20 protein-coding genes are annotated in these 24,980 nt (G+C 44.0%); 7 read left to right on the forward strand and 13 right to left on the reverse strand.

The genetic code is table 11. The features are described 5' to 3' along the window. Positions 1-221: 221 nt before the first annotated feature. A complete protein-coding gene (locus AAE02nite_RS25245; protein WP_246151250.1) occupies positions 222-1,139 on the forward strand; it encodes a DNA/RNA non-specific endonuclease in 918 nt (305 codons plus the stop codon). Between the two features lie 46 nt (positions 1,140-1,185). Beyond that, the gene (locus AAE02nite_RS25250; RefSeq protein ID WP_146905330.1) at positions 1,186-1,608 is read left to right on the forward strand and encodes a nuclease A inhibitor family protein; all 423 of its coding nucleotides are present in this window, start codon (positions 1,186-1,188) and stop codon (positions 1,606-1,608) included. Between the two features lie 353 nt (positions 1,609-1,961). Here the strand turns inward: AAE02nite_RS25250 and AAE02nite_RS25255 are convergent, their stop codons facing one another. The 3 genes from AAE02nite_RS25255 to AAE02nite_RS25265 all read right to left on the reverse strand — a co-directional run bounded on the left by AAE02nite_RS25255 (position 1,962) and on the right by AAE02nite_RS25265 (position 4,224). Beyond that, complete coding sequence (locus AAE02nite_RS25255) at positions 1,962-3,407, reverse strand: glycoside hydrolase family 28 protein (RefSeq protein ID WP_146905333.1); 1,446 nt, start codon at positions 3,405-3,407, stop codon at positions 1,962-1,964. 26 nt (positions 3,408-3,433) lie between these two features. Beyond that, positions 3,434-3,850, reverse strand: a complete 417-nt coding sequence (locus AAE02nite_RS25260; RefSeq protein WP_146905336.1) for a VOC family protein — start codon at positions 3,848-3,850, stop codon at positions 3,434-3,436. Between the two features lie 185 nt (positions 3,851-4,035). After that, the gene (locus AAE02nite_RS25265) at positions 4,036-4,224 is read right to left on the reverse strand and encodes a hypothetical protein (protein ID WP_146905339.1); all 189 of its coding nucleotides are present in this window, start codon (positions 4,222-4,224) and stop codon (positions 4,036-4,038) included. Between the two features lie 515 nt (positions 4,225-4,739). Here AAE02nite_RS25265 and AAE02nite_RS25270 point away from each other — a divergent pair. Further along, the gene (locus tag AAE02nite_RS25270) at positions 4,740-5,939 is read left to right on the forward strand and encodes an anhydro-N-acetylmuramic acid kinase (RefSeq protein ID WP_146905342.1); all 1,200 of its coding nucleotides are present in this window, start codon (positions 4,740-4,742) and stop codon (positions 5,937-5,939) included. A gap of 57 nt (positions 5,940-5,996) precedes the next feature. On the opposite strand, the gene AAE02nite_RS25275 is transcribed toward AAE02nite_RS25270, so the two are convergent. Further along, positions 5,997-6,314, reverse strand: coding sequence for a hypothetical protein (locus tag AAE02nite_RS25275; RefSeq protein WP_146905345.1), 318 nt, complete (start codon positions 6,312-6,314; stop codon positions 5,997-5,999). 412 nt (positions 6,315-6,726) lie between these two features. Beyond that, on the reverse strand, positions 6,727-6,987 hold the full coding sequence (locus AAE02nite_RS25280) for a hypothetical protein (protein WP_146905348.1): 261 nt from the start codon (positions 6,985-6,987) through the stop codon (positions 6,727-6,729). A 920-nt stretch (positions 6,988-7,907) separates the two neighbouring features. On the opposite strand from AAE02nite_RS25280, the gene AAE02nite_RS25285 reads away from it, so the two are divergent. Beyond that, positions 7,908-10,529, forward strand: a complete 2,622-nt coding sequence (locus AAE02nite_RS25285) for an MGH1-like glycoside hydrolase domain-containing protein (RefSeq protein WP_146905351.1) — start codon at positions 7,908-7,910, stop codon at positions 10,527-10,529. Between the two features lie 391 nt (positions 10,530-10,920). Further along, complete coding sequence (locus AAE02nite_RS25290) at positions 10,921-11,169, forward strand: hypothetical protein (RefSeq protein WP_146905355.1); 249 nt, start codon at positions 10,921-10,923, stop codon at positions 11,167-11,169. 524 nt (positions 11,170-11,693) lie between these two features. Here the strand turns inward: AAE02nite_RS25290 and AAE02nite_RS25295 are convergent. From AAE02nite_RS25295 to AAE02nite_RS25305, 3 genes are read right to left on the reverse strand one after another with little or no spacing between them, the layout of a single operon-like run. Further along, positions 11,694-12,536 (reverse strand): arsenite methyltransferase, encoded by an 843-nt coding sequence (locus AAE02nite_RS25295; RefSeq protein ID WP_146905357.1) that lies wholly within the window; start codon positions 12,534-12,536, stop codon positions 11,694-11,696. Positions 12,537-12,590: 54 nt separating this feature from the next. Then, positions 12,591-13,034, reverse strand: coding sequence for an arsenic resistance N-acetyltransferase ArsN2 (arsN2, locus tag AAE02nite_RS25300; protein WP_146905360.1), 444 nt, complete (start codon positions 13,032-13,034; stop codon positions 12,591-12,593). A 13-nt stretch (positions 13,035-13,047) separates the two neighbouring features. Continuing rightward, positions 13,048-13,377 (reverse strand): ArsR/SmtB family transcription factor, encoded by a 330-nt coding sequence (locus AAE02nite_RS25305; protein ID WP_146905363.1) that lies wholly within the window; start codon positions 13,375-13,377, stop codon positions 13,048-13,050. Between the two features lie 550 nt (positions 13,378-13,927). Here AAE02nite_RS25305 and AAE02nite_RS25310 point away from each other — a divergent pair. Next, positions 13,928-16,102 (forward strand): TonB-dependent receptor, encoded by a 2,175-nt coding sequence (locus AAE02nite_RS25310; RefSeq protein WP_146905367.1) that lies wholly within the window; start codon positions 13,928-13,930, stop codon positions 16,100-16,102. Positions 16,103-16,361: 259 nt separating this feature from the next. Here the strand turns inward: AAE02nite_RS25310 and AAE02nite_RS25315 are convergent, their stop codons facing one another. Next, entirely contained in the window at positions 16,362-17,126 is a 765-nt protein-coding gene (locus AAE02nite_RS25315) for an oxygenase MpaB family protein (RefSeq protein WP_146905369.1), read from the reverse strand. A 294-nt stretch (positions 17,127-17,420) separates the two neighbouring features. Between AAE02nite_RS25315 and AAE02nite_RS25320 the strand changes: the two genes are divergently transcribed. Then, entirely contained in the window at positions 17,421-18,938 is a 1,518-nt protein-coding gene (locus AAE02nite_RS25320; RefSeq protein WP_146905372.1) for a malate:quinone oxidoreductase, read from the forward strand. Positions 18,939-19,258: 320 nt separating this feature from the next. Here the strand turns inward: AAE02nite_RS25320 and AAE02nite_RS25325 are convergent, their stop codons facing one another. The 4 genes from AAE02nite_RS25325 to AAE02nite_RS25340 all read right to left on the reverse strand — a co-directional run bounded on the left by AAE02nite_RS25325 (position 19,259) and on the right by AAE02nite_RS25340 (position 24,978). Further along, positions 19,259-19,540: a hypothetical protein gene (locus AAE02nite_RS25325; RefSeq protein ID WP_146905375.1), complete on the reverse strand. Its 282-nt coding sequence runs from the start codon at positions 19,538-19,540 to the stop codon at positions 19,259-19,261. Positions 19,541-19,773: 233 nt separating this feature from the next. Next, complete coding sequence (locus AAE02nite_RS25330) at positions 19,774-20,802, reverse strand: hypothetical protein (protein ID WP_146905378.1); 1,029 nt, start codon at positions 20,800-20,802, stop codon at positions 19,774-19,776. A 74-nt stretch (positions 20,803-20,876) separates the two neighbouring features. Then, entirely contained in the window at positions 20,877-23,222 is a 2,346-nt protein-coding gene (locus AAE02nite_RS25335; protein ID WP_146905381.1) for a GMC family oxidoreductase N-terminal domain-containing protein, read from the reverse strand. Continuing rightward, positions 23,173-24,978, reverse strand: coding sequence for a metallophosphoesterase (locus AAE02nite_RS25340; protein ID WP_146905384.1), 1,806 nt, complete (start codon positions 24,976-24,978; stop codon positions 23,173-23,175). The genes AAE02nite_RS25335 and AAE02nite_RS25340 overlap by 50 nt, the downstream gene beginning before the upstream one ends. Positions 24,979-24,980 lie beyond the last annotated feature (2 nt).

Raw genomic sequence — 24,980 nt, forward strand, 5'->3', positions numbered from 1 at the left:
TATTCCATCTCCTTAAACAATCCACTGCCTTTTTTTATCCCAGCATACTTTTTATTCCACTACCTAATTTTTTTTCATTTTCGTCCAAATTGGAGCAATCCTGGTAATAATAAACAGATAATATAAACTGCCGTTAATCTGCTTTGGCTCGTATATAATAAGTGTTGTTCTTCAAACAAAATGCCTTTGTTGGTTCTTCCGGCCTTTTATTCTGATTTACTATGAAATATAAAATACTCGTTTTAATCATTTTTGCTGCTTTCTTAGGCTTCTTCCTGATGCTGGCTACCTGCGTCCGGCGGACTGATACCAACACGGGGCGGGAGGAAGAAAACAGGGCTACTATGCAGAAACCCGCTGCCCGAACGGCATTTACCGGAAGTGAGCACTTATTGTTGGGTAATCCCAGTAATGCCACCCCCGACGAAAATAATTTTAACAATTATTTACTGGATAAGCCGCAGTTTGCCCTTTCTTACAGCCGCGACCGGGGTACTCCCAACTGGGTGAGCTGGCATGTAAGTCGTACTTGGCTGGGCGATGCGCCGCGGCAGGATAATTTCCGGACCGACACTTCGCTACCCTCCGATTGGTACAAGGTAAATACGTATGCATATTCCGGCAGCGGTTTCGACCGGGGCCATAATTGTCCGTCGGCCGATCGCTCCAAAACCCCGGAGGATAATGCTGCTACTTTTCTGATGACGAATATTATTCCGCAGGCACCAACCCATAACCGCGAAACCTGGGGCAATATGGAAGAATATATCCGGACGTTGGTGGAGCAGGGCGGGCAGGAGTGCTACATAATAATGGGGAGCTACGGCACCGGTGGCACCGGCAGCAGTGGGTTTAAAGAAACCATTGCCGGCGGAAAAATAACGGTGCCCGCTCAAATCTGGAAAGTAGTGGTGGTTTTACCGGAAGGCGACGACGATGGCAACCGTATTAACCAGGATACCCGGGTAATTGCGGTAAATACGCCCAACACCAATAATGCTAACCCCGACTGGAGTACTTACCTGACCACCGTAGATGTCATTGAAGCCGCTACCAGCTACGACCTGCTTTCGGACTTGCCCGACGAGATAGAACAGGTGCTGGAAGCAAAAGTTGATGCCGGCCCGGATCGTCGGTAAATATTTTCAATAATCACCTTTCAACAATATAATTTTTTCTTTTTTCATGGCGGAAGTAAATGCACCGGCGGTTGATATTTTTATGAAGAATTTGCAGGAACGCTGCGAAGGTTTATTTTACCTGAGTGAAAGCGAATACCCGCTCGAACCAATTATTTTGGAGGTGTCGGATACTGCGGCTGTTACGAACGCTGATGTGTTGAAATTAGCTGGGCAACCCGAAGATGCTCCGGTGGAAGTGGTGGATTTGCCTTATTTTCTCCGGAACCAGACGGCCGATGTACCCGATCCCGACGAGTTTATCCAAACCATGGTACAACGTTTCCGGGATTTACAAGCCTTCTTGCTAGCGCAACTACAGGAGGTAAAGGTTTACCGTATTGGTCGGCGGGAAATTCAGGTGTACGCTTTGGGTAAGTTAAACCAATCGCAACTGGCTGGTTTCAAAACTACTTCCGTAGAAACCTAATATTTGCTTTAGGAACCGTATCCCTGAAAGCTGATGAAGCTCTTTTTGCTTGCTGCATCTTCCTTCCGGTTACAACCATTCCAATTTCCTTCTGCTAATACCAAATCTCTTGAAGGTTCTTTCCTAACAGAACTATGGTTTTACCGGTTGTACAAACCTCCCGGGTATTAAAGACCGGTGAGGTTTTAAGCAATGGCAGCTAGTTTATGCGAGTTGGTATAACCTGTTGTTTGCCGGGGAAATATCCCGCAAATAGCGCCACATTCTATCAGTCCTCATCACCGAACGATCATCGGTTTAAATCGCCCGGGTTAGAAAGACCTGGGTGATTTTCCAGCTTGCTATTTTCGGAATTATTCTGCTTGCTCCGTCACTGCTACTGGTTTGCCGTTGATCGTAACATTCTGAAATACAATATCCTTTACATTGGAGAATTTGTAAGGTTCTTTTACACTTTTAATATCTACATCAATCAACTTTATATTCTGAACCGGCGATTGTTTATAGCCTTCCAGCAGCACACCCACTTTGCCGCCGTTTTCCACCACCATATTTTTTACTTCAATATTGCGCACGGTGGGCACGTAGGCTCCCGAATCTTCGTAGAACATGGTGGCAATAATTACCTGTTCTTTTACCTGGCCTACTTTTATGTTGCGCATATAAATATTCTCAACCGTACCGCCGCGCGCTGAGCTGGTTTTAATGCGGAAGGCTCTATCCAGCAGTGGGCTGTTCATGGTGCAGTTTTCGGCGAATATATTGCGGGCGCCCCCCGATATTTCGCTGCCGATTACTACGCCGCCATGGCCGTTAGCCATAGAACAACCCTGGATGATAATATTTTCGGAAGGGATGTTCAGGCGGCGACCATCTGCATTGCGGCCCGATTTAATTGCAATACAATCATCGCCGGTGTTAAAGAAGCAATCTTTTATCAGCACGTTCTTGCACGATTCCGGGTCGCAGCCATCGGAGTTGGGACCTTGGCTTTCAACGGTTACTTTCTCGATGGTTACATTCGTACATAACACCGGGTTCAGAATCCACATCGGCGAGTTAATAAAGGTTACGCCCTGAATCAATACATTTTCGCAACGGTAAGGCTGCACAAATTGGGGGCGCAGGTAAAAACCTGACCCAAATTTCCGGTCCCGTACCGGCACATTGTCTTCGGCCATCTTAAACAAAGCGGCGCGTTTATCCGAATCGGTTTGGTTGGGAGTGCCGGGTTTGTAGCCGTAACGTTCCTGACCTTTCCAGGGCCACCAATTAGTTTCGTTAGCCCCGCCGTCCAGAATGCCTTCACCGGTAATGGCAATATTTTTCTGTTCAAAAGCATAAATCAACGGCGAATAATTCATGAGTTCTACGCCTTCCCAGCGGGTATAAACCAAGGGTAAATAATCTTCAGGTTTCGTAGAAAAAGAAATGCGCGCTTCTTTTACAACGTGCAGGTTTACATTGCTGAGCAGGTGAATAGGACCGGTATAATAATTCCCCGCCGGAACCAGCACCCGGCCACCACCGGCCTGGTTGCAAGCAGCAATGGCTTTCCGGAAAGCTTCGGTGCAGTTGGTTTTGCCATCACCAATGGCGCCGTAAGCTGTTACCTCAAAATCTTTCTGAGGAAATTCGGGAGCTTTTATTTCCTTTAAAATAGCGGCTGCTTTTTCCCACGGGTCTTCTTGTCCGGCAGTGGGCTTTTCCTGCGGGTTGTTACCCGGGCGGCACGACCAGCTAAATAGTAGGAGCAGGAGCAGAGCCCCGCCTGGTACAATATATTTTGCTAATTTCATTTTTAAACTTTTATGAGCTAACCAAATTAGGGCAAGGCATTGTAATGGTCTTCTACGAGGGCCAACAAGGGTTGTCCTCTTTTGCACAACTGAACGGCTAAACCCCAGGGATCGCGCAGCATCACCAAATGCGAGCCATCGGTTAAATGCTGGTCCGAAACCAGGGTAGCGCCGGCCTTAACCAATCGATCTTTGTCTACGTCGGGATTTTCGGATACAAAAGCCAGGTGTACCAGCAGCGGGTTCATGGTACGGTAAGGCGGCACTTCGTCCGGCGGATTTAAATAGATTTCAACCATTATCCGGCCGCTGTCGTCGGCCAGAAAGGTAGTAAAAGGCGCTTCAGGGTTTTGGCGTACTATTCGCAAACCCAAATTATCTACGTACCAGGCCGCCATGGCCAACGGATTTTCTACGTTCAGGGCAAAATGTTCTAGTTTCATAGGAGTGCTAAATATATTCCGAAATGCCGAATAATTAGACTCTGAAGGAAAATTTACTTCTGTTACCCGATAGATAACCGAAATCTGCGGCGGTGTTTGGTTAAATAATTTTTTTAAAGGAGGGTTTGATGAGGTGGGTAACCAGGTGTAGCTTTAAGCCGGGCAGCAAGGTTATAGATTGAAGCTTATTTCTTGTTTTTATTTTCAGGTCTCTGGCCGGTTTGCTTAATTTCTTTTTCGTACCGAATAAATGCGGCCATCAACTCTTTCAGTTCTAATGCTTCAGGCGTATTAGGTTGCGCATTGGCTAATTGCTCTAAACGCTTAGCTGCCTGCTGATATTCTATACTACTTCCTAAAACTCTGAAATGCATTGTTCTATTTTAATATTATTCCGGGTATCTGATTTTACGGAATATTTAATTAGTTTAATACGTAAAATTAGTAAGTGTAAATGCTGAATTTTAGAGATTTACCGGTACGTAAACTTGTTTCTTCCTGCTGACTGGTTTCTCTGCTACCCAATAGCGGCCGAAAAGTAAAGCAAACCACCCATAAATATACCCGCTGCTATATTGGCAAAAGTAAAGTAGATTGGTGGCGCATTTCTCTAAAAAAATTCTAAAATACTTTAAATATCACTTTTAGCTAGTTTTACAAATTAAGACAAATACCAAGCCACTTATAGCTTGGGGAGCAGGTAGATAACACTATAGTAAATTTTTTGATCAGGAATGAGAAATATTTCAGCTTAATTCTAAAACAAGCTTCCTGATTTAGTTACAATTATGGATTAGGGTTAACTTGTTTTAAAAGATTGCTCTCTAAGCCTTAATAGCATTAACTTTAGGAGATTAATTGCCTTCATTTTTTAAATGAAAAAACAAGTATGTCTAAGAGCCTTGAACATTTATACCAGTTAAGTAAAAAAGAAAGCAGAATAATTATTGGTTTAATGTCGGGCACCTCTTTAGATGGGTTAGATGTAGCCCTGTGTGCTTTGGCTGGTAGCGGTCCGGCCACCCGGGTAAACTTGCTGCAGTTTAGCACAGTACCTTATACTGATAAGCTTAAAAAAGAAATAAAAAATATTTTTTCGAAACGCCAGGTTGATTTACAGCAGGTTTGTCTCTTGAATGCTTATATAGGAACCTATCACGGAACTTTGATTCTGGATTGTCTGCGGCAGTGGGGTGTCCGGCCCGATGAGGTGGATCTGATAGCCAGCCACGGGCAGACCATTTACCACGCGCCGGCGGCTTTACACGGTTTACCGGATATGCCCAACGCAACGCTCCAGATTGGCGACGGCGATCACCTGGCTGTAAAAACCGGAATTATTACCTTGAGTGATTTCCGGCAAAAACACATAGCGGCCGGCGGCGAGGGTGCTCCTTTAGCGGTTTACGGAGATTATTTACTTTTTTCGGAAAAAGGGCAGGACCGGATTATGCTGAATATTGGGGGGATAGCCAATTTTACGTATTTACCCGGCAGTTTAGATCCCGCGCAAATATTTTCGTCGGATGTTGGCCCAGGCAATACCATCATGGATGCTTTTATTCAAAGCCAGTACCCCGATAAATATTACGATGCAGACGGTGCGCTGGCCGCCGGTGGTACTTACCACCCCAGTTTGCTAGCGGCGCTGCTCGACCACGATTTCTTCCGGCAACCCTTTCCTAAAACAACTGGCCCGGAATTGTTTAATTTAAACTATTTAAGCGAAGCGCTCCGTAAAACGCCTATAAACCAAATGTCCCCAGCTGATATAATGGCTACACTGAACCGGTTTTCGGCAGAGGCGATTGCCGGCGCTATAAAAAAGACTTTAGGAGAAAGTAACGGTGAAATTTTTGTCAGTGGTGGCGGTATGCACAATCCTTTGCTCTTGAAAAATATTCAGGAACTCTTACGGCAGATGCGTATCCGGTCGCTGAATACGCTGGGCATTAACCCGGATGCGAAGGAGGCAATTTTATTTGCCACTTTGGCCAACGAATGTATTGCCGGCCAAAGCCCGGGTTTGGGCGCAGGCAATCCCAAAATACCAGCTATCCGGATGGGCAAAATCAGTTTGCCCGACTAAAACCTGGATAACAATTTAAGAAATAAAGGCCTGCAGGCTGGGCGCTTGCCAAATGTTTTACCAGATATTTTCGTCACCGGTTAAATCGGAACTGAATCCCTGTTGCGGATTATAGGGCGTGCCTTTACCCTCCAGGTGATTTTGGATATCTACTTGCAGTTTTATCCGGTCCAGTACCAGAAACTCGGACCAGCGTTGCTGGTCACGGTAAGTCATCCGGTCTATCAACTCGGGCAGGCTGATGCTTTTTTGCTGTTCCACCATTTCTTTTAAAAAAGGATCCGATTCCAGCAGGGTTCTGATTTTAATCCGGAAATAGGCATTCAGTTCAGTGTACCGGGCCTGGTCCCAATTTTCTAAATCGTTTTGCGCCATATACAGGTTGTATGCTTTTTCAACGGAAAAGTTACTTTATCTTTTCACACAAAGTACTACCGGCATATAAAAAACCACCAGCCGACCTGCCTGGTCTCCGTTTGTAAAAGAAAAGGAAGGCATGAAAACAGTTTTTGAGAAATAGAACTGGAACGAAATAACCGCCAGGCGCCCGATAACGTAAAATATTAGCCAAGGTTCTTTAGCCGGAATATTTAGAGAAGGCGCCTGCCGGATTATATTTTAGTTTAAACTCAGATCAATCTAATCTCCAGTGTATCGTTTTGGGGCAGATAAAGCTGGCAACACGTTTAATACCAAAACAAACCGTAAACAGGCACCCGAATAGATACAGGCATCAAATTCGCTAAATAGGATTAGCCGCTGCTTCTATTTAAATGCTTGTAACTATTTAATCATATTGTTCGGTTAATAGCTGGTCGATGTTAATCTGACTTAAATACGGGTCTAAACAAATGGTGCTGGTAAAGGCTCTTACCATCGAAACCTCTCTTTCCTCGGGATCAAACCATATTTCGGCAAAGTAATCTTGCAGGTGATATAAACATACATGATGCTTTCTGCCAAACCGGATTCCTATCTGGTTCCCCTCATTCCAAACTAGCTGTAACCGCTCCTCAAGCGATAGACGCTCAAATACTTGTAAATTCATGATGCAATATAAAAATACAATTTTGATTTCAAAAATAGCTTTATTGTTTTTGTGCAAAAATATTTTGTATCTTTTTGCTTGTAATCTGTAATAGTATTGATTTTAAGCCTTTTATTATTTAAAAAATTTTTAACAATTATCTTAATAATGCAAAAATTATATATCTAAAGAGCTTAATAATACAATGTTAATATAAATAAAATTATAAGAGATAAATTTAAGGCTAAGCACAGGCACCAGGTTATTAATACTATATAATATGCCTTCTGATATTTTTAACTTCTTCGGTAAACCAGGAAATAGTAGTTGTTAATTTAGGCGGTCTTTGGCGCTTCTGTTCGCCCCAAAGGGGCTTTTTCCTGATGTAATGATTAGTTACTATTTTTGCCTGTATACCTGGTAATATTTAGTCTTCTCTATCTTTATTTTTTACTTTACTCCAGTTATCATCTAGTTCCCACACGGCAATGGCCACCACCAATAATGCTATAATTATATAATTCATTTCCAATACTTCTTTCATAGCTTCACAATTTATGGTTCAAATGTAGAAGCCTTAAATGAAGATTAGATGAAAAAGCCGACAGGCTGAAAAAAAGATCAACGTTTTTATTATATTTCTTAATTTTTATCTGTGTATAAGGTTAGTTCGGCTTTGGGCCAGGAAGTTAGCCGGCTAACCAAGTCCTTCTTTTTGAAGTCGGCAAAGAAGAACCTTCGCGTAAATACTAAATATCCTTACCAGCTGGTTCTATAAAGTGCGGCTGCCTGTCACTAGCGGCATCATTCTGTTTTGTTTTGCTAAATTGTTAATATTTAATCTTTTCAATTTAAATATTTAAAACATTTGGTTTATTTTTGAAGAATATTTTCAGCTAAGAAAATAGAAAAACAGGTTTAAATAAACATTCCGGAAGCAGATGGGTATTAAAGAATACGAGCGGCTACAGCAATCACCTAACAATCGCAACTGGAAATACTGGGGACCTTACCTGGCCGAACGGCAGTGGGGTACGGTGCGCGAAGATTATAGTCCGGATGGCAATGCCTGGGGCTTTATCTCCCACGACATGGCCCGCAGCAACACTTACCGTTGGGGCGAAGAAGGAATTGCGGGTTTCTGCGACGAAAAACAGATTCTATGCCTGGCTCCCGCCTTCTGGAACGGCCGCGACAGCATGCTGAAGGAACGGCTTTTTGGCCTTACCAACGCGCAGGGTAATCACGGCGAAGACGTTAAAGAACTTTATTATCACCTCGATTCTTCACCCACCCATTCTTATTGTAAATATCTCTACAAATATCCGCAGGCGGCTTATCCTTACGACGACTTGGTTGAGAAAAATAAGCGTAGCCGCCTGGAGCCCGAGTATGAGTTACTGGAAACCGGATTATTCGATGGAAAAAAATACTTTGATATTTATATAGAGTATGCCAAGGCCGATATGAACGATATTCTGATGAAGATTACCGTTTATAACCGAGGGCCGGAAGAAGCCGAAATACACGTACTGCCGCACCTCTGGTTCCGGAATTACTGGAAACACAATGCCAGCTATACCCGCCCGAGCATTACTGCTTATTCCGATAACTGTATAAAAACCAATTCGCAGCGGATCGGCATTTATTATTTATACCACGAGAAAGGGGATCAGTTGTTTTGTAACAACGAAACGAATAACCAACGCATTTACAACGCTAATAATGAATTGCCTTATGTAAAAGATGGCATTAACGATTACGTGGTAAATGGGCAGGCTACTGTTAACCCCGATAAAGAAGGTACCAAATCGGCTATCTGGCTTAATGAGAAAATACCAGCGGGTAAATCTACTATATTCCGGATTCGGCTTAAACGCAACCGGATTGAAGATCCCTGGGCTGATTTTGATGACCTGTTTGTAAAAAGGCAGGCCGAAACCATGAGTTATTATAAAGACTTTGTTATTCCGGACAAGCTCTCGGCGGTGCACAAAAAGCTGGTGCGCAGCTCTTTTGGTGGCCTGCTCTGGACCAAGCAGTTTTATTACCTCGATGTACACAAATGGCTGAATGGCAGCAGGCAGGAAATGCCGCCCTATCGGCGGTACAAGCGTAATACGGAGTGGCAGCACCTGACTAACCGGAACGTTATTTCTATGCCGGATAAATGGGAATACCCCTGGTACGCGGCCTGGGATTTGGCTTTTCATACCACCACGTTTGCCCACGTAGATGCCAATTTTGCCAAACAGCAGCTCTTGCTGATGCTTCGGGAATATTATATGCACCCCAACGGCCAGATTCCGGCCTACGAGTGGAATTTCAGCGATGTAAATCCGCCGGTACATGCCTGGGGCGTTTGGGAAGTATATACGACCGATAAGAAAAAGACCGGTGTATCGGACTGGGATTTTCTGGAGCGGGCTTTTCAGAAGCTGCTCATGAATTTTACCTGGTGGGTGAACCGGAAAGACGTAAACGGCATTGATATTTTTGAAGGCGGCTTCCTGGGGCTGGATAATATAGGGGTTTTCGATCGCAACCACATGCCGCCTGGCATCAAAAATTTGCAGCAGGCCGATGCCACCAGTTGGATGGCCATGTTCTCGCTGAATATGCTGCGGATTTCGTTGGAACTAGCCAAGCGCAACCCAGCTTACGAAGAATCGGCGGCTAAATTTTTCCGGCATTTCCTCAGCATCGGCTGGGCCATGGATAACATCGGTGAAAAAAATATATCGCTCTGGGACGACGAAGATAATTTTTATTACGATGCCGTGCAGTTAGATAACGGCAAAAGCCAGCGTCTCAAAATCAGATCGCTGGTAGGATTAATTCCGCTATTGGCCGTCGAAATTATTAACAGCAGCACCTTCGATCAGATGCAGGAATTTAAGCGGCGGGCTGTAGGAATTATCCGTACCCGGCCCGATTTAGCGCAGCTTATTTCACACATCGAAGCTAAAAACGAAGCTGGCAACCATTTATTCTCCATTATGCGGGGTTTCCGGCTGGAACACGTATTAAAAAGATTATTGGATGAGGCCGAGTTTTTGTCAGATTATGGCATTCGCTCTTTATCTAAATACCACCAGGAAAATCCGTACATATTTAATTACCAGGGTACCCAGCATACCATTCACTACGAGGCCGGCGAAAGTTCTTCTTCTATGTTTGGCGGAAACTCTAACTGGCGGGGGCCTATCTGGTTTCCCATGAATTACCTGATTATCCAGGCCCTCCGGAAATATTACCGGTACTACGGCGAGGCATACGTTTACGAATTCCCGACCGGTTCCGGCGTTAAACTTAACCTGAAACAAATTGCCCGGGAGCTTACCAAAAGATTATTAAAAATATTTGAGAAAAATGAATCCGGCCGGTACCAATACCAGGGCGATAATTCCCTGTTGGCTACCGACGAACACTTTAAAGAGCATCATTTATTTTACGAATTTTTTAACGGCGATACCGGTCAGGGGTTAGGAGCTTCGCATCAGACCGGCTGGACCGCATTAGTAGCTAATTTATTAATTGAATTAGAAGAGGAGGGTGCTTAAACAGTGCTTTTAAGGGCTATATTATTTTAATAATTATGAGTCCGGGAAGTAAATTATTGCAGCAATAATGGTAGTAACAATAATATCCTAATTAGCTATAGAAAAGGAGCAAAGGTATTCCCTTTTTAAGCTAAAAATTATACTTTAGTATTTATATATGCCTATGTTTAAAACCATTAGGCAGCACTTACTAAAATAAAATCAAAATAAAAAAATAAAGAATAGTATAATATTAGTCAGATTTAAGTTTTATGTTGTAGATTTGGCAGCGAAATGGCTACCTCTTGAAAATTGGCGCAATTAGCTGGTTTTTTAACAGAAAGGATGCCTATAAGACAAGAACAATATAAAAAAAACAATACTACCACCATTTATTACGTTATTCACCTCTATGTTATTTTTGCATAATATTAAGTTAGTAATTGTTTGTATTTGCATTTCTACCGCTTTAGGTCATACGGTTAGCCAGGCATTAGGTATTTTTTGGAGTTTAGGTTATTTCGCCGGTTTCCTGCTGGCTAATGTATACCACACCGATCGGGATTCTATGTCTTTGCCGTTGTCGTTCGTGATTACCCCCTTTACCTGTAGTGAAGTAGTCGTAAACTTACTCGACAAGCTTTTCCAGCTGGATAAATAATTATTTATTTCTTTCTTTAGTATAGGCACCGGATCTTATCCGGAATAGCCGATTTTGCCCTAACGGGTAAAAAGTGTTTTATTGGTACTCACTAAATTTTGTTTAGCAGGCTTAATGTCCTGGCAAAATCATTCGGTAGCGGATGGCTTCAATTAACTGGGCAGTTTTTTCTACCTCGTAAGGTACCTCGCACAAATTCTAAAAATACTATCCGGGTTGGTTAAACTGCTTTCAGGGGTAAGTTCTTTGGCGGATTTCTGCTACTACTTCGTTTGACCAGGTAGTATAGTCTAAAAATTAGCTAGGCAATAAATTGCATCCAATTTCTTGCTTAACCATATCGGCCAATACTGCCTGGAGTGCAGGCAGATTGGCGTGTATATGGCTAAAAGCGCAATTCTCATATGGTTGACTAAAATACTTAGGACTTTCGCAAAATGGTTTTTTAACATTATAAATCCTCCCCCTTGCCCCCTCCGAAGGGGGATTTTCAATAATTTTGCGAAAGTCCTGATACTAGCAAATTAGCAGCAACCGGAACCAGGAGTGCAGCAGGTGGTAGCAGGCTTTTCTGCGTAAACGGTAATACTATAAATACCCGTTCCGCTGGCTTTATAGGATTCCAATTCTGCCGGTGAAAGATAATTGGCCAGCAAATCGTCTGGCAGATAAATCAGCCGCTTTTTTTTCACCTGAATATTTACAAATCCCACCTGTTCTACAAGAGCCAGATATGTTTCCTGCTGAATAGCCCCGGATACACACCCGGCATACATTTCGGCCGCTTTTTGCAGACCGGCAGGTAATTCACCTTCCAGCACTACATCCGAAATACTAAAATGCCCTTGGGGCTTTAACACGCGGTAGGTTTCTTTAAAAGCCTGCTCTTTATCCGGTACCAGGTTTAAAACGCAATTGCTTACCACCACATCTACCCGATTGGCAGCCAGCGGCAAATCTTCAATTTCGCCTAAGCGGAATTCCACGTTGGTGTAACCGAGTTTTTTAGCATTAACTTTGGCTTTTTCAATCATGGCTTCGGTCATATCTACCCCAATTACTTTACCAGTCTCTCCAACAACAGAACGGGCCACAAAGCAATCATTACCAGCGCCGGAACCTAAGTCCAGTACGGTTTCACCTGGTTTCAGATGGGCGTATTCAGTGGGAAGGCCACAGCCTAAACCTAAATCAGCATCTACAGCATAACCAGGCAAACTGGTGTAATCTTCGGCCATGATGGTAATATCGGTAGCACAGCCGCCGGTGGCCCCACAGCAGGAAGTTTCATTTTGCTCCTTACTTTGCAGAGCAATCTCACTGTACTTTTCTTTTACTATTTGCTTTAATTCTTCAGCGGTTTTCATACGTTTAAAATTTATCGTTTAATTGTAATATTACGATTGATTGAAACAAATTTTTTAATTTATTTTCCGGCACATGATAGTAGCCGAGACAGGACAAATTGTGGTGAACTGGGAGGTTTGCCGGATGGCCTCGGGCACAGCTGCGCGTTCTACTTTCATAAAGCCCTGTCGGGTAAAGAAGGCTTCAGCCGTATTGGTTATTAAATAAATTGCTACTATTCCTTTATCCTTAGCCAGGTTTATGGCCGCCTGGTAGAGCAAATTGCCTAGTCCTTTGCCCTGCTGGTTTGGGGCTACGGCCAAGGAGCGGAGTAAAGCGATGGTGCCATACAATTCCAGACCTACCGTACCATTAATTATATCCGGGTCCCTTGCTACAAGAAAATTCGCCAGCGATACCGGCAAATCTGCGGTAGGCAGGTTCTGTGAAGTGAGTAATTCAATTATTGCGGCCCGGTCCTGGTTGGTGGCGGGGCTCAGCAGGTTTAAGGTTATCATGCTTTTACCTGGGTTAGCAGCATTTTTTCGTATTAATTGGTAAAGTAAACAGTTTAAGGAGCGTATTTTTGGCTTGTTCCCATACGGCTTCGTTAATGCAATAACAAACGCTGGTACCTTCTATTTCACCTTTAATTAAGCCAACTGATTTTAATTCCTTTAAGTGTTGCGATACAGTAGCCTGGGCCAACGGAAGTACTTCCACCAGGTCCCCACATATACAGGTCTGTTGCTTAAGTAAATATTGCAGGATAGCAACTCTGGCCGGGTGAGCCAGGGCTTTGGCTAAGGAAGCCAGTTGGTTTTGAGCTTCGGTAAAATTTTCAGTTTTCGTGACTCCCATGCGTTTTTGTGTTTATCGTAATATTACGATGTAGATTCAGTAAAAGCAAAAATTGGAGTCAGTTATTTCTCAACTTTAAGGTTTATTTATTTAAGGTAGATTGATTTTTCTTAACGTGGCTTTACTGCCTATCTTTGCCTCGTGAAGAACCTGGCTTTCGTTTTATCCATTTTTGTCCTGCTGCTGGCTACAATACCCTGCTGCCTAACCGACAATTGCTTAAAAGAGAAAGCTACCACCGAGCAAGCCACTGATGCTCATAACCAGCAGCCTGCAGCCGAAACGGAATGCGGCCTGTGTTCTCCCTTTTATAGTTGCCCTACCTGCCCAGGCTTCACCTACAACAGTCCAACTTCAAACCTGGTTATACTGAACTTGCTGGATAGTACAAGCTATACCACTTATAAACAATATTTTATTTCCACTTTTACCCCTTTTATTTGGCAGCCACCTAAAATTGGTTAATTCTCCCAATAAAAGCCTTACCCAAACCCAGGCGGGTTAGAAGAATAAGGCCAATATTTTTTAACTTATTAGCGGATTAAGACCAATGAAAAATTTAGTGCTTTGCCTGCTGGCATTGGTATGCACAACCATAGCCTATGGCCAGAATACATTAACGGCTTATATTAAGGATGCAGAAACCCAGGCTCCTTTAATAGGCGCAATTGCCATTATACAAAATGTGGCCAATGGGGCCACCTCTGACGTATCTGGTAAGATTATTATTAATAATATTCCGGATGGCTTGCAAACCATCCGTTTCTCTTATGTCGGCTACACCGAAAATAAACAAGCCATTCTTTTTCCCCGGATAACAACTGACCCTATTACTATTCTGCTGGAGGAAGATGAAGCTGAACTGGAAGCAGTGGAGATCACTTCAACCCGTAGCACCCGGACTATCCGGGATATTTCGACCCGTGTAGAATTTATTGCCGGCGAAGAGTTGGAAGAAAAAGGCAATATGAAACCGGGTGACATCCGCATGATTTTAAGCGAGAGTACCGGCATCCAAACCCAGCAAACATCACCAACCTCCGCTAATGCGAGCATCCGTATCCAGGGCCTGGATGGGCGCTATACGCAACTGCTTAAAGACGGCTTTCCGTTGTATTCGGGTTATGCAGGCGGTTTGGGTTTATTACAAACACCACCTTTAGACTTAAAGCAGGTAGAAGTTATAAAAGGCTCTGCTTCAACTTTGTACGGTGGCGGCGCTATTGCCGGTTTGGTTAACCTAATCTCAAAAACACCACAGGAGGAGCAGGAATTACGTTTTCTTTTGAACGGTACCACCGCTGGCGGGTTAGATGTAAACGGCTTCTATGGCAAACGATTCGATAAGATAGGTGTTACTGTGTTTGCGGCCCGGAACAGCAATGCCGCCTACGACCCTTCCGATACCGACTTATCAGCCATCCCGCAATTTAGCCGGTATACCATTAACCCGCGTTTATTCTTTTACCCAACCGAGAGGACCCAAATCAACCTGGGCGTTAATACTGTATGGGAAGACCGGTTAGGGGGCGACATCCATTATATTAAAGGAGAGCGAAACGAGAACCATCGTTATTTTGAACAAAATAAGACCCAACGGTTCTCTACCCAGCTGGCGATTAACCATCAATTAAAAAACACCGGACAAATCACGCTTAAAAACAGTATCAGTTATTTTAAACGGCGCCTTAACCTCCCCGAATATAACTTTACAGGCAACCAGGTAAGTACTTTTAGCGAGGCTAATTACACCCGGTCCGGCGAAACAGCCGAATGGGTAACGGGCTTAAATGTGGTTACCAACCAGTTCCAGGAAGTTAGATTAGCGCCGACACCGCTCCGCGATTATACCCAAACTACCTTTGGCGCTTTTATCCAAAATTCTTTAAAGGCTAATACCTGGCTAAATATCGAAACTGGTTTAAGAGGCGACTATGTACTGGATTATGGCTTTGCCTTGCTGCCCCGCATCTCGGCTTTATTTAAAATAAGCCCCAATCTGACCTCTCGCTTAGGCGGCGGTTTAGGCTACAAAGCTCCTTCTATTTTTACTGAAGAAACCGAAAGGCTCCAGTACAGGGGCGTTTTACCAGTAAACGCCACTACAAATAAATTAGAACGCAGTTATGGGGCCAACTGGGATTTTACCTACCGTACAGCTTTTATAAATGAGGCAGTTAGTTTTAGTATCAATCACCTGTTTTTCTACACCTACCTCAATTATCCGTTAATGTTATTTTCTACCGGAAGCGGCTTATACCAACTCCGTAATATACCAGGGCATATAGATACTAAAGGTACTGAAACAAATATTAAAATAGGCTATCAAGATTTAAACCTATTCCTGGGCTATACTTTTACCAATACCAAGGTACATGCGAACGGCGTTAAAACTACAAATCCGTTAACACCTAAACATCGGCTAAATACCGTTTTAATGTACGAGGTAGAAGATAAATGGAAACTGGGTTTGGAGGCTTACTATTTCAGTAAACAACGCTTAAGCGATGGCACTACTGGTAAATCCTATGTTATTACCGGGTTTATGGCCGAGAAACTCTGGGAGAAATTTTCGCTTTACGCCAACTTCGAGAACTTCTTAGATGCACGCCAAACCAGGTTTGATACCATTTATACCGGCAACATTGCCAACCCTGTATTCCGGGATATATATGCACCCTTAGATGGTTTTGTCATCAATGGGGGAATAAAAATCAGATTATAAAGTGAAAATTTTTAAATTCTTGTTTTAAGGCTGATTCAGGAACGATTGCGATTCAAATCCAGATTTTTAAAAAATAATAGAAAACCAATTTGGGGCTGACTAATTTATAATAGTTGGTGAATTCATTTGAAAATTTAGAATAACAGCTTCTTACAATCGTGTCATATGCTTTTTTTTCTGTTTTACAGATAGTTAAATTATTAGCAACCAACAGGTAACGCAATTTTAAAACATCTGCCAAATGAATATTTGCTTTTGGTTAAGATAGCGATTTATCTAATCCTTTAATCTGGGATTTATAGCCGGCCGGAAAAATTATCTCTTTTAGAAGCCAGTCGGTTTTAAGTACCCGGCTGGCTTTGTATAAGTAAAGAATCGGGTAGAGCAGGGAAATTTTTCTTTTGCCTAATAATTCATTTACCCGGGGTGGCGCCACCATGGTTTGGGCCTCCCGCAATATGAGGTATCGGAAAGTACCTAAATGTTTCCGGTATTGCTGAAAGAGATTGCTGGTGAAGGCGCTTTTTTGTAAATCTTGTTGCAAGTGTTGGGCATGTACCGGTAACCAGGCCTGGTAATTGGCCGGCAAATCTTTTATGCCCATCCTTTCTCCGACGGCGTAAAACACCTGGTATATTTCTTCATTTTCCTGGTTGGTTAATTTCCGGTTGAGCAACTCAAATGCCCGCACGGAATAATAAATCAGCATAAACAATACATCGCGGTAGGCCCAGTCCGGAATAGCAGCACCCCGGCTCGCTTCTACGCTCGCGTGAATTTCCCGCATTTTATCTATAGCCCGGTACGCACCGGTCCGGTCCGAGAAAACAATGCGTTGGGCATAAGCTACCGTCGAGAATAAGCGGCCCAACGGATCGGCCGGTAATTTGCCGGTAAAATAAAGCCAGTCTACTGCCTTGTTGAGCGCAAACTCGGCTGAGGCTCCGGCAAAAATAAAAAGAATGGTATCGGAGTTACCCCAGATTTGCCGTACCACCGAATTTTTATCTACAAAATAATCCATATCTGTAAAACGACTGGACAGCTTAAAATATGCAATAAGATTTCTTTTAAAAGAAGTCCTTTTTATCCAGTAGGTAAAATAAAGATGCCGGGGTTTCCGGAATATTCTGTAAAAACCTGTTTAAAACTCATCCAGTTAAGATGAAATTCGTTTTAAGAGAATTATCCTGATTTCGCTCCTTCATTTACACCCGGTAGAGCTGTAATAGCAAATTAACCGGATTAACAGAAAAGCTTAGCAGGAATAAACATTTTGTAACTTTTAGTTTACTTTTGTGCATAATTTTTTAGAAATATGGTAAAACACGATAATTCTTTTGAAGAATATCCGGACGTGGTTTTAATAGGAGCAGGCATTATGAGCGCCACCCTGGGTATGTTACTAAAACAACTGCAACCCGATATTACCATCGAGATTTTTGAGCGGTTAGATGTAGCGGCGGCCGAAAGCTCTGACGCCTGGAATAATGCTGGAACAGGCCACTCAGCCTTTTGTGAATTAAATTATACCCCGGAAAAACCGGACGGAACCGTAGAAACTTCTAAAGCGGTAAAAATTGCTGAATCGTTCGAAGAATCGCGGCAATTCTGGGCTTATCTCATTCAACAGAACCTGATTAAATTACCCGAAACTTTTATTCGAAGCATTCCGCACATGAGTTTTGTTTGGGGCGAAGAGAATGTGCATTATTTGAAAAAACGCCACCAGGCTTTAACCCAATGCAACCTGTTTAAGGGAATGCAATATTCCGAAGACCCAGAGCAATTAAAGCAGTGGATACCTTTGATAATGGAGGGGCGCGACCGGTCGGAGAAGGTAGCAGCTACCCGCATGGACCTAGGCACAGATGTTAATTTTGGCGCACTTACCCGGTGTATGTTCAATCAGTTACAGGAGAATGACGGAGTACATTTACATTTCGGACAGGAAGTACGCAAACTGAAACAACTGGAGAATGGCTTGTGGCAGCTTAAAGTAAAAGAATTGGCTACCGGCGAAAAACGTAAGATAAAAGCCAAATTCGTGTTTATCGGGGCAGGCGGTGGCTCTTTGCCTTTGCTGCTGAAATCCGACATACCGGAAGGCAAAGGGTTTGGCGGTTTTCCGGTGAGCGGCCAATGGCTGGTTTGCACCAACCCCGAGGTCATTGAGCGGCACCAGGCCAAAGTTTATGGCAAAGCATCGGTAGGATCCCCACCCATGTCGGTGCCGCACCTGGATACGCGCATTATTAACGGCAAAAAAGCGCTGCTTTTCGGTCCTTATGCCGGGTTCTCTACTAAATTTCTGAAGAGCGGTTCCTTTATGGATTTACCTATGTCTATAAAAGCGAATAACCTGCGCCCCATGCTCATTGCGGGCATTAAAAATATACCGCTTACCCGATACCTGATTAACGAAGTGCGGCAATCGGCCTCCGACCGATTGGCTTCGCTGCGGGCGTTCGTGCCCAAGGCGCGCATGGAAGACTGGAAATTGGAAGTGGCCGGCCAACGGGTGCAGGTCATTAAAAAGCACCCCACCGAAGGTGGTATTCTGGAGTTTGGCACCGAGGTGGTAAGTGCCGCGGACGGTTCTATTGCGGCCTTGTTGGGCGCTTCACCAGGCGCTTCTACGGCGGTTTCGATTATGCTCAACTTGCTACAACGTTGCTTTAAAGACCAGCTGCAATCCGTTGCCTGGCAAGCCAAATTAAAGGAAATGATTCCGTCTTATGGTAAGTCGCTGGCCAAAGACCCTCAGTTACTGGAAGAAGTAAGAACCATGACCAGCGAGGTGCTTGGTCTCACCGAAGTAGAAAAAGTAAAATAAATAAGACTTTCGCAAAATGGTTTCTTAAAATTGTAAATCCTCCCCCTTGCCCCCTCCGAAGGGGGACTTTCAATAATTTTGCGAAAGTCCTGATAAAGAAAATTAAAAATAAAGAAAAGCCCCGGAAAGAGAGTATGAATCTTTATCTCTTCCGGGGCTTTTTCTTATATTACCCAAGCCGTTAACAGTAAAGCGATTTTTAAGTATAACGGCAGAATCCAAACCACTTTTATTGTTCAGCAGAATAGAATTAAAACTAAATTTGGGGCTCTTGAAAATTTCAGGCGAAAGTTTTTATGTAAGCGGCAGGACTCTAATTTTTATTGCCACAAAGCCTGGGTGTTTAACTCAAACGCTACCAGCTTACTCCAAGCCACCCGCACGGCTTTATGTTGGCTCCTAATAGTTAAAATAAATATATCCGGGTCGCTAAAGTTTAGCAAAAAATCGCCATGCCGGCCTTCCATAAAAAAGGTGCCTTCAAAAATAAACCGGATGGGCATGCCTTTAGCCGGGGTATAAACTTCACACTCCTTTCCGGTGGTCTGCAAAAAAGGTTTTAAGAAAGGTAGTAATTTACTTTTCCAGGTATCTCTATCCATGTATAATCATTTATCCTCACCATCCTTAATAAAATCGCTTTTAGGATTATTTACGGATGATAGTCGATGCCTTCATACGGAATTTTGAATAGAATGACACGGCCTGAAAGAGTTTTTTAAAGAAATGCAAAAAAAAAATGGATTATCAGAATATAAGTGCTCAAAACCAAATTGGGTTAGCTTTGGTTTAGAAATGAAAAATTCTACCAGTAAAAAAGTAACCCGGATTTGAATTACACTTTTTCGACTACATTATCAGCCTGTTTAATCAGGCTATTCAGGTGCCCATCCAGGTTTACTTTTTTCGATTCTTCTTTTAAACCCTGTAATATTTCCCGACCAGATTCCTCCTGATTCAAATTTTTGAGGTAGTTGGTAATCAGGTGCAAGGTCTGGTAATCTTTTTCCTGCCACTGGGGTTGCTGGTACAGCTTTTCTTCTTTTAGTATTTGCTGCAAATGCGGCTCCAGGCCCTTTGTTTCAGCTTCGGTTCGGATGGAGCGAACGAGTTTATCATAAGTAACCTGATCTGGAATTTTATCTATCTGGTGGGTAATTACTTTTAAAGTTTCCCGGTGCCGGCGGGCTTGCCGGAATAATAATAAAGCCACTATACCAATAAGCAAAGCTAACCCACCGGCCCCAAACGCCAGCCTTTTTATATCCCGGATTCTTTCCTGAGCCTGCCGGTTTATTCTGGCAATATTGGGATTTACCTGATTCCGGATAACGCCTGTAGCAATTTTTTGTACCAGCGAATCGAGCAAAGCCTGGGTGTTATTACCCAATAGTTCGTCCCGGAAAATAGCGGCCCGTTGAAGGCTTATGTCATTTAATAATTCGTCGCGGAGGGCGGCTACAAATTGTTTGGTTTGGTCGCCGCGAATATTATCTAAAAAAGAAAGGCCTTTGGTGTTTAAATCGTTGGTGGTATTCTGAATTATTTTTTCCAGCCACAACTGGGTATAGGCGCTTAGGAGGCTGTCTCTTACCCGGACTGTGGTGGCAAGTGCTTGGTGATCCAGTTGCCGGCCCAAGGAGTCTACCTGGGCCCGGATGCGGGACTGAATGCTGTCGTCTAAAACGGTGGCCATTACACTGCGGGCCACTGTGCCCGATAATGCCTTTGCGGTACTATCCAGGTAAGATTTGGGCAATTCTTTCTTTACCCCGGCCGTAAAACGCGCTCCTAGTTTTTCGGCGCAGCTGCTCCACAAAAAGACGAGTGGCAATAAAAGTAAGAGCAGGCTACGGCTTTTCATGGGTTTAGGAGGTTAATGACTGGGGCTAAAATGGGTACATCCGGAAACAGGTATAACTGGCTCCGGATGTATTCTTATAAATATTGTTGGTAAAGGGCCTTGCTGAAAAACAAACCAAAATCTTTGATGGCTTTGGCGCTTTCCAGGACATCAGCGGCATGTAACGCTTTAATGGTTGTAACTTGTTTTTTAAAATCTTTAGGTAATATTTTCAGAATGCCTTTGCCGGTTACCGGGCCAGAACTATCAGGGCCTTCGTAAACAGTAATAAAGAGGGTAGAGGTATCCGACCACACATCAAAACCTTTATCGTCGGCTGCTTCTTTGTAACCGGTAAAGAAATATTCGTGGCCACCTACGGTATGCAGCTTCATCTGGTACAGCATTTTCAGTTTGCCCGGGTCTTGTTTGTCTTTTACAAACAAATTAAACTTTCCTTCGCTAATGGTTAAAGGTTTGGGCGATAAAGCAGGAGCGGTTACGGTTCCGGCCATTTTGGCTTCGTGCTGCTCGCTGTTGAGCATTTTTTCCAGGTCTTCCGAAACTATAGTGAGGGTAAAAGTAAACGGCGAATTTTTATTTTTTCCGGCATCATGGCCCTTCTGGAAGTCATCTTTTTCTTCGGTTGAGAAATAACCGGTCATGGTTTCGGTAAACTGCAGTCCAACGGGTTTAATCTTTTTTTCCTGCGGCGTAACGGCCGGAAAATCATAAGAAATGGTCAAGCCATAATCCTGGGCAATAATTTCGCAGGATCTTTCGGCCAGCGCCGAAATGGTGAGTAAGGGGTTAACCCCTACCGAACGCGGAATAATGGCACCATCGGTTACGTACAAACCTTGGTGCAGATCGGTACCGGTTTCGGAGGCATAAACCTGGCCAGCGTGGTTTACAACCCCCGTTTCGGCCTTGTCGCCCATCACGCAGCCGCCCAAAGGGTGCACCGTTACCAGATCAAAATTCATGGCCTTGCTCCACGAGGGGTTGGTGACGTAAGTGCCGCCCAAAGCTTTGGTGGCTTCTTTCAGTTTATCGTTTACTATTTTAAAAATGGGCTGTTTGCCTACCGCCGGCCAGTCTACCCGGATGCGGTCGTGGGCTAAACTAAGTTTACCTTTGCCATCGTCGTGCGACATAACCAGGTAGGTAAGGGTATTTTTTAAAGCGCCTTCGTAAGCCCCTAATATTTTGGTTTTGATTTTCCGGAGCTTTTCCATGGCAAAATCTTTTAGGTTGGCATCCGTATCTTTGCCGAGCAATCTGGCCACGGTAATAAAAGTGCCGGGCAAAATGCCGGATAAGGCACCCGGAATAACGCCTTCTTCAATTACGTAACCTTCTTCCAGGTTTTCTTTGCCGCGCATATCTATAATGCCGCCAATACACGGGCCAACGGCTTCAATTTCTTCGCCGGGTTTATGTTTGCCAAATCCTACGCCGTTTATCTCGTAATCGTTATTAAAACCAAATCCCAGCACGTCTCCGTTGCCGGTAAACCGGTGCCCCAGCAGGTTAGATAGCTGCAAACCATTCTGTTTAGACTTAAGCAATATTTCGGTGCTGCCCAAGCTGCCGGCCCCCAGGATAACCATGTTGGCCCGCACGAACAGGAAAGGCGCTTTAAATTTTTCGCGGCCGGCTTCCTGTAGCCGGTAATAAATTACCCATTGGTTATTGATTCTTTCCAGGTGCTGCACAGCTACTTCGGTAAATATTTCGGCGCCGTGGTTCCGGGCATCGGGCAGGTAGTTCATCAAGGTGGTATTTTTTGCCCCGTAATTACAGCCGGTTACGCAGTCGCCGCAGAGGTCGCATTTATGTTGTTCTACCCCCACGTGGTTTATTTTATTTTCAAAAGTTACGTTAATTGGGGCAAAGGTAAATGGCTCATTTAAGGCTTTGGCGGCCACTTTCATGGCTTCGGTTTTGGGTAATTTGGGGTAACCGTTTTTTCCTTCGGGGTAACGTTCGGGCTTCAGCATGGCGCGGGCCCGTTCTACCCCGCGGTCAAAAGAAGCAAAATCTTCCCGTATTTCTAGCGGCCAGGCTTCATCTGCAAATACCCGCCGGTCGGGCTCGATGCACACGTTGGCATTTACGAGCGAAGTGCCGCCTAAACCACAGCCAACGAAAACGTTAATGTCTTTGTTTACATGAAACTCGTACAGCGCCGTGGTAGAACCCAGATGCTTGTGTGGCATATTTACCTGCATTTCCTTCGTGGCCTGTACCTGGTCGTCGGGGTAGTCGCCGGGCTGGTATTCTTTGCCTCTTTCGAGTAAACCTACCTTCAGGCCGGCCCGCGCCAGGCGCGAAGCGGCAATACTGCCCCCGTAACCGGAGCCAATTACCACTACATCGTAAAAAGGCTTAATATCTGTTATGGGTAAGGACAGGTACGCTTGGGGGTGCTTCTTCATGCTTTTTTGTTTTTATGGTGATAACCTGATCCATTAACTGGGTTTTTACTTCCCGGTTAGGGTGGTATATTTTGCCGTCTTTTTTCCAGCGGGCCGTTTTTTCTATGCCAATCGGGTAAATGATTAAAGCTTCCGGGGTAAGGTGCAGCCGCAGAAAATTTTTGTAACCGCTATATTTAAAAGAGGAAAATGCTTCGTTGTCGTGAATGCGAAACAGCAGGTTGCAAATGAATAAATAAATACCCATTACGATGCAGCCGGTGAGCCCACCCGCCACGAATAAATCAACCGTTAATACCCCTACCTTTCGCCACAAACTAATATTCATGAAAAAGGCCCAACTGGAACAAAGCCAAATAAGTAAAAAGCCATTCAGGATGTGTACAAAGCCGTGGGCCAGGCCCAATAACCATAAAAAGGGCATTCGGCTGGATTTGGTATCGGTAAATTTGGTAACCCCAAATATGGCCAGGCCCATGAAAAAGACCATAAACGGACTGAATATAACAATATTTAAAACGTAATTCGTGTAATCAACTAATCCGGTCAGGGTAACAGGAAATTGGTTAATCTTGGCAACAAAAGCATGATCGGCTTCCTGCAGGAGCCAGGCAAACAATAGGTAAAAGAATCCCATAAAAGCAGCAAACTGTAAATTAAACCAGGGGAATAAAATAGTGCGCAGCGCCATCAGGCGAGACTGGGCTTTGGTGGGAAAAGTAGCCTGCAATTTAAATTTGCCTTCCCGCAAGTCCAGTTCATCTTTTAAGTTGTGGGTAGGATGCGAAAATGCCCCACCGCCACCGGCGGTTATTTTGTGGTAAGTTTTACCTTTTTCCGATAAAACATAATGGGCGTAGTGGTGTAAATCGCCGGCCAGGGAAATTACCAGTTCAAACCCATTCTGCACAATATAGCGCTGCTCAAAAAAACGGAGGTTTTCGTAGCTTTTATCTTTGGCGCGGGTGGTAAAAATCCAACTAGGTTCGGCGGTGCACAAAATAACTTTGTCGCCGGGCTTCATTTGTTTAGCCGCTATTTTATCAAAGTAATGTAACTGGGGGTAATCTATATCGGCTTCCAATTGTATGTCTATTCCCCAGAGCCACCAGTTGTGCGGCAGTTTAATAGCAAAGTAACTGCGGTGCTGCCGCGTTAGCCAATTGCCGATGGTACGGCCCTGGCAAAATATTTTAATAAAATTGGATAATCCGTCGTACCAGTCGTGGTTACCCGGAATGGCAAACAGCACGTGTTCTCTTTCGGGAACCTGATTGTTTTTAGCCTGTAGTTCGTGCTGGTGGCGGCACGCCGAATCGAACGGGCCCCGAAACCGGTTTTTATAATCGTCGCGGTTAGCCACCGGGTAAACTTCATCGCCGCCTAATATTAAAATATCGCCTTTGTAAGTTTGGTGCTCTTCTACCTTCAGTTCTGGTGCGGAGAGTAAATTGGCCATGGTAAAAGTGGTATGAAACCCATCGCCGGTGTCGGACATGTAATCAATCCATACTTCGTTCAGGTGGCTGTAATCATAGGTATCGGGTTTAGCCAGACAAGCCTGGATTTCCCGCTTATCAGAGTAAGAACCAAACACCGACGAAATGACGGTTTTTACGGCGGTACCCAATAACTGCCGGGCATCGTACCAGCCTACCATTTTTTTTGGGGTATAGTCAAAAGGGTCTTCCTGAAAAGCTCTTTTAACTTTCTCGGCTGCTTTTGCTCTTTTCTCTTGTGGCGTTGCCTCCTTCATAA

The organism is Adhaeribacter aerolatus (genome assembly GCF_007991635.1).
GTDB classification, from domain to species: Bacteria; Bacteroidota; Bacteroidia; order Cytophagales; family Hymenobacteraceae; genus Adhaeribacter; species Adhaeribacter aerolatus.